Consider the following 5,486-nt stretch of genomic DNA (forward strand, 5'->3'; position numbering starts at 1 on the left):
CCTCATTGGGCTGAAGTCAAAAAACTTGCCACCAATGAAATTGGTGAAATTGTCGTGAGCGGCCCAATGGTCAGCCAAGCCTATTATCAACGTCAACATGCCACTGAGTTAGCTAAAATTAACGATGGTGAACACGTTAAGCATCGGATGGGTGACGTAGGATATTTAGACGATAACGGCTTATTATGGATGTGTGGTCGTAAAGGTCATATTGTTGATGCTACGCGTGGTCAACAAAGAATCAAACGCTTTTACACCTTACCTTGTGAGCGCGTATTTAACACCCATCCGCAAGTAAAACGTTCAGCCATTGTGGGTGTTAAGGTGGGCAATAATACCGTGCCGGTATTGTGCATTGAACTACAAAAAGACATCGTATGCTCAACCTCTAAAGCACTCTATCAAGAGTTATTAGTCATAGCAGAACAATATCCGCATACCGAAGGAATAGGACGCTTTTTAATTCATCCTGAATTTCCGGTTGATGTGCGTCATAACGCAAAAATATTCAGAGAAAAACTTGCTGTTTGGGCACAAAAACAGTGGAAAGAATAAAGCTCGTCTTAGAGTAAGAATAAGGTATTAATAATGGATCTGACAGATTTACATCCTCTTGAGCAAGCAGCGCTTAAGCAATTATCATTGTCGGTCAACAAAGTGTTTGTAACCGGAGCAGGCGGCTTTTTAGGATTGGCGATTTGTCAGCGCTTATTGGCAGTAGGTATTCAGGTGGTGGGCTTTGCCCGTGGTGATTACCCAAGACTGGTTGATCTGGGCGTCGATATGCGGCAAGGCGATATCAGCGACTACGATAACGTTAAACAAGCCATGCAAGGCTGTGACTTAGTGTTTCATGTGGCATCAAAGGCTGGCGTGTGGGGCAGTAAGCAAAGTTATTACTCGCCTAATGTTGATGGCGCAAATAATATTATTAATGCCTGTAAAGCGCTTAATATTCAACGTTTAGTCTACACCAGCACCCCAAGTGTGACCTTTGCAGGGCGTGACGAAAACGGCATTAATGAATCAGCGCCTTACGCTGAAACATACCTCAATTACTACGGCGAATCTAAAGCCATCGCAGAGCAACATGTGCTTGCCGCTAATTCTGCTCAACTTCACACTACAGCCTTACGACCACATTTGATTTGGGGACCAAATGATCCTCATCTCGTGCCAAGAGTCATTGAACGCGCGCGGGCAGGACGACTAAAGCTAGTTGGTCATGAAGATAAACTGGTCGATACCATTTATGTTGATAACGCAGCTTATGCTCATGTTTTAGCGGCGTTAGATTTAGTCACTAATGCTAAGTGCGCAGGTAAAGCGTATTTTTTAAGTAATGATCAACCCATTACCATGGCAGATATGCTTAATCGTATTCTAGCCAGTGTTGATTTACCGCCAGTAACCAAGCGCGTGCCAGCCGGTGTTGCTTACGCTGCAGGCGTGGTGCTTGAAACCGTATATGGTCTGCTGAATAAATCGCAAGAACCCATCATGACTCGTTTTGTTGCAAGACAACTCTCAACCAGCCATTACTTTGACATCAGCGCAGCCAAACAAGACTTAGGTTATCAACCGCTTGTTAGCATTGATCAAGGTATGCAAAAGCTGAAGCAATCACTCACAAGTTAGGCTAGCCCATTTTCATTGCGTGAACTGCATATGCAAGTGAATGGTCTAAACGATGTAAACAGCTGTTTGTAAAATTGTTTTTACATCACTTCGTGGGTTATTTTTCAACAATCACTTGGTTATATTTTATTCCACTGTATCTTAAATTCCGACCACCACAACAATAACCCCAAAGAGGGTAACAACTCATAACAAGGTGGCGCAGGGAGAAGCAATGCAAGATAACAATCAGGGTAAATGGAACTTAGCCACATTAGCCATTCATGGCGGACATCAACGCGAAGCCTTTGGCTCACTCACCACACCTTTATATCAAACAGCCACCTTTGTATTTGATACTGCCGAACAAGGCGGAGCACGTTTTGCAGGTGAAGAGCCGGGTTATATTTATACTCGCCTTGGTAACCCAACCACCGCAGAACTTGAACGTAAAATGGCGCTGCTAGAAGGCGCAGAAGACGCAGCTGCAACCGCATCTGGCATGGCGGCAGTATCAAGTGCATTATTAACTCATTTGCATGCAGGCGATCACTTAATCGCATCTAAAGCGGTTTATGGTTGTACGTTCGCGCTGATGACCACTCAGCTAACCCGCTTAGGCATTACGAGTACATTAGTCGACTTCACCGACATGAACGCAGTAGAGGCGGCCATCAAGCCAAACACCAAAGTGCTGTTCTGCGAAACACCAGTAAACCCACATTTACAAGTATTCGATCTTACCGCCATGGCCAACGTCGCCAAAGCGCACAATCTAGTATCAATCGTCGATAACACCTTTATGACACCACTATTGCAGCAACCGTTAGCGTTAGGCATCGACATGGTGATCCACAGTGCGACCAAGTACTTAAACGGCCATGGTGATGTAATCGCGGGTATTGTGTGCGGTAATGCAGAACACATGCACAGATTAAAATACGAAATATTAAAAGACTTTGGTGGCGTGATATCACCACACGACGCTTGGTTAATTTTACGCGGTTTAAAAACCCTAGACGTACGCTTAACTCGTCATTGCGATAACGCAGAAGTGTTAGCTGAATTTTTAGATAAACACCCTAAATTCAGCCAGGTCTTTTACCCAGGCTTAGAACACCACCAAGGTCATCGCTTCATTGGTAACCAAATGAAACGCGCCGGCGGCGTTATCGCATTTGAGTTAAAAGGCGACAAGCAAGACGCAATCAACTTTGTTAATCGTGTAAAGCTATTCACTATCGCCGTAAGCTTAGGCGACGCCGAATCACTTATTCAACACCCCGCATCCATGACCCACTCGCCTTACACACCAGAAGCACGATTAGCCGCAGGCATTACCGACAACCTACTGCGTATCTCGGTTGGATTAGAGAATGTAGAAGATTTAATCGCAGATATAGAACAAGCGTTAACGTGAAACAAAAGGTTAAAATAGTACGCTGCGCTTAAGTTAATTACGTGGCGTTTATTTTTATGGAAAACAAAATCTTCAAAATACTGAATATTCGCTATGAGTAGCTATAAATCGATAAAAATGAATATTTCTTTGGTCATTCAGCTTTGAACCCGTTTTCCATTTATTACTAAATGACAGCCGCCTGACATTTTACGTTGTTTATATCAACGCTTTTCTTTTAAGCAGTTTACGCATCCACATTCGGTTAGGGCTAAGTAAGGCTTGTAGCTCTAGGCTTAATGGTGATAGTTCGCCACATAGATTTGCTGCTAAGCATTCGGCGACTAATGGGCCTGAGCTTAGGCCGCGTGAGCCTAGTCCTCCTAACACATATAACCCGTCATAAATTGGTGCTGGTGTTGTTTGCCAGTAATGTTGCCATAGACTGGGTTTGTCTTTCGATTGCTGTTGAACAGCATAGCGTGTAAATAACGCTTCAACATCAGGCGCACAACCCATTACCGGGAAGTGATCGCGACTGACCATCCTTACGCCAACTCTGGCATCGTTGTTTGAAACATCAATATCATTAGGCCAGTTTGAATTAGGAAAGCTTTGTTGCATTTTAAGACTATTTTCATGCTGCTCTATCGGGCAAAAATCAAGATGTTGTGGGTCTTTTACATAACTGGCTCCAACGCAATGCAGTTGGTTATGTTGTGGGGTTAAATAACCATTGGCGCAGATAACAGTATTAAGCTGTGCTAGCTCACCTTTTGGCGGTACATGGCTAACTTGACCTCTAAAGCCTGTAATTGATAGATTTTTTGTCTGCTTATACTGAGTAAGTTGAGCTCCTGAGGCGATGACAACCTGTTCGTGGGTTGCTATAGGGGTATTGTCTTCGGCGCTAAACAGTTGCCAGCCAGATGAGTGTGATTCAAGTGAGCTAATGTCGCTATTATAGACAATGCGAACTTTGGTTAATGTTTGTGCTTTGGCAATACTTGCTTGTGCGAATTCAAACGGACAAGCCCAACCGCCTAATGGATAATAAAAGCCAGGTTTATCAATATCGACGTTAGCAAGTTGTGTAGCTTGGTGTGGACTGACAGCAAAAGCAATTTCACTTGGCCACGCTTGAGCATCAATGATTTTATCCAATCTTGTTTGGCTACGTTGATCGAAACCTGTGTGTAATACACCACACCACTCATGTCCTATGTCATATCCATTATCAACTAAGGCCTGAATTCTGCGTCGACTGTATAGAAAGGCTTGTTGGAAAAATTGACTTAGCGAGCCATTTTCGGGGGTAAGCAGGGGATAAATAGCACCTTGTTTGTTGCCTGATGCGCCTTGTCCTAATGTGTCATCTTTGCAATAAATAATCACATCTTTGCCGCGTTCAGCCAGAGACAAGGCAAGACTTGCAGAAGCGATACCGCCACCTATAATAGCTATAGGGCTGTTGTTATTAGAATGTAACGGTGGCAATGGGTTATAAGCAAACTGTTGCTGTAGTTGTTGTCTTAGCGCGTTACGTTCTGCGATAGCAATGTCATCAGTCGATTTGAATGATGTGGAGGATAAAAATCCGCAAAATGCTAGTTGCTTTTTGATAGTTGGAGCAATATTTTCGTCATTTGTGCTAGCCGCTAAAAATGTTGCATTATCAACACTGAGTCGACCATATTCCCAAACTGAACGCTGATGAAAATATTGATCTGAATGAGCCTCTTGGTTCGTATGGGGTAGGGCAAACCAATGTGTTATCCTTTGTTTATTCGGCGTAGCAATGGTTTTGGCTTGCGCTAGTGGCGAACCTTGATACAGGTCAATGATAATTTGGTTTTGGAGTAGACTCAGTCGCTGGCAACCTTCGATGGCTGCAATTTCACCATTGAGTAATGCTTGGATAAAATCGAATAAATGATGGTCTGAATCAAGTAGCCCTTGTTGTTGCCATGTATGTTGCAGTTGCTTACAGTTTACTGGGCCTTGTTCAAATACACTGATGTGAATTCGAGTTTGTTGCTGTATCAAAGGATTTTGCAAGTTAGCCTCTTGTAAGGCTGCCAGTAATAGTATTATTTCGTGGCCATCGCCAAAACCGAGTTGGCCTAGCGTTAGTAAATGTGGTTGAGTATTTGTGGCTGCTATTTTATCGTCACTGCTTTGCAATACTTCGGCGATATACTGCTTAACAATGTGGGAATATCGGCTATTTTGATTGGCGTTGTTGCCCAGTAATTCACAAATATGCAACTCGTGTAGGTTCGGGGATACAGATAATAAAGGTGTTTTGTTCAAAATATTTTACTCAGGGCCGATAACTTGGCATTATTTTACCTGCGTTTATGGAAAGCTGACCACTTAATTGCTTCAAAGCAGCTATGATTGCCGCAATTAAGTACCGACATGTACCAAATGGATAGCATAAAAATGAAAAGAGTCGTGATCACCGGAA

3 protein-coding genes and 1 pseudogene are annotated in these 5,486 nt (G+C 43.2%); 3 read left to right on the plus strand and 1 reads right to left on the minus strand.

Annotation, left to right across the window (positions count from 1 at the left end):
- The 3 genes and pseudogenes from CXF78_RS12480 to megL all read left to right on the plus strand — a co-directional run.
- Window positions 1–555: pseudogene (locus CXF78_RS12480) on the plus strand (AMP-binding protein); the annotation flags it as partial.
- Window positions 556–588: 33 nt separating this feature from the next.
- Window positions 589–1,638: a 2-alkyl-3-oxoalkanoate reductase gene (gene oleD / locus CXF78_RS12485; RefSeq protein ID WP_102036972.1), complete on the plus strand. Its 1,050-nt coding sequence runs from the start codon at window positions 589–591 to the stop codon at window positions 1,636–1,638.
- 214 nt (window positions 1,639–1,852) lie between these two features.
- Entirely contained in the window at window positions 1,853–3,037 is a 1,185-nt protein-coding gene (megL, locus tag CXF78_RS12490; RefSeq protein ID WP_102036973.1) for a methionine gamma-lyase, read from the plus strand.
- A gap of 198 nt (window positions 3,038–3,235) precedes the next feature.
- Here the strand turns inward: megL and mnmC are convergent, their stop codons facing one another.
- Window positions 3,236–5,329, minus strand: a complete 2,094-nt coding sequence (mnmC, locus tag CXF78_RS12495; RefSeq protein ID WP_257984903.1) for an FAD-dependent 5-carboxymethylaminomethyl-2-thiouridine(34) oxidoreductase MnmC1 — start codon at window positions 5,327–5,329, stop codon at window positions 3,236–3,238.
- Window positions 5,330–5,486: the final 157 nt, after the last annotated feature.

The organism is Shewanella sp. 11B5, assembly GCF_002836795.1.
GTDB lineage: Bacteria > Pseudomonadota > Gammaproteobacteria > Enterobacterales > Shewanellaceae > Shewanella > Shewanella frigidimarina.

Coding starts and splice junctions, on each gene's coding strand:
- oleD (WP_102036972.1), top strand. CDS start 589: ATGGATCTGACAGATTTACATCCTCTTGAGCAAGCAGCGCTTAAGCAA.
- megL (WP_102036973.1), top strand. CDS start 1,853: ATGCAAGATAACAATCAGGGTAAATGGAACTTAGCCACATTAGCCATT.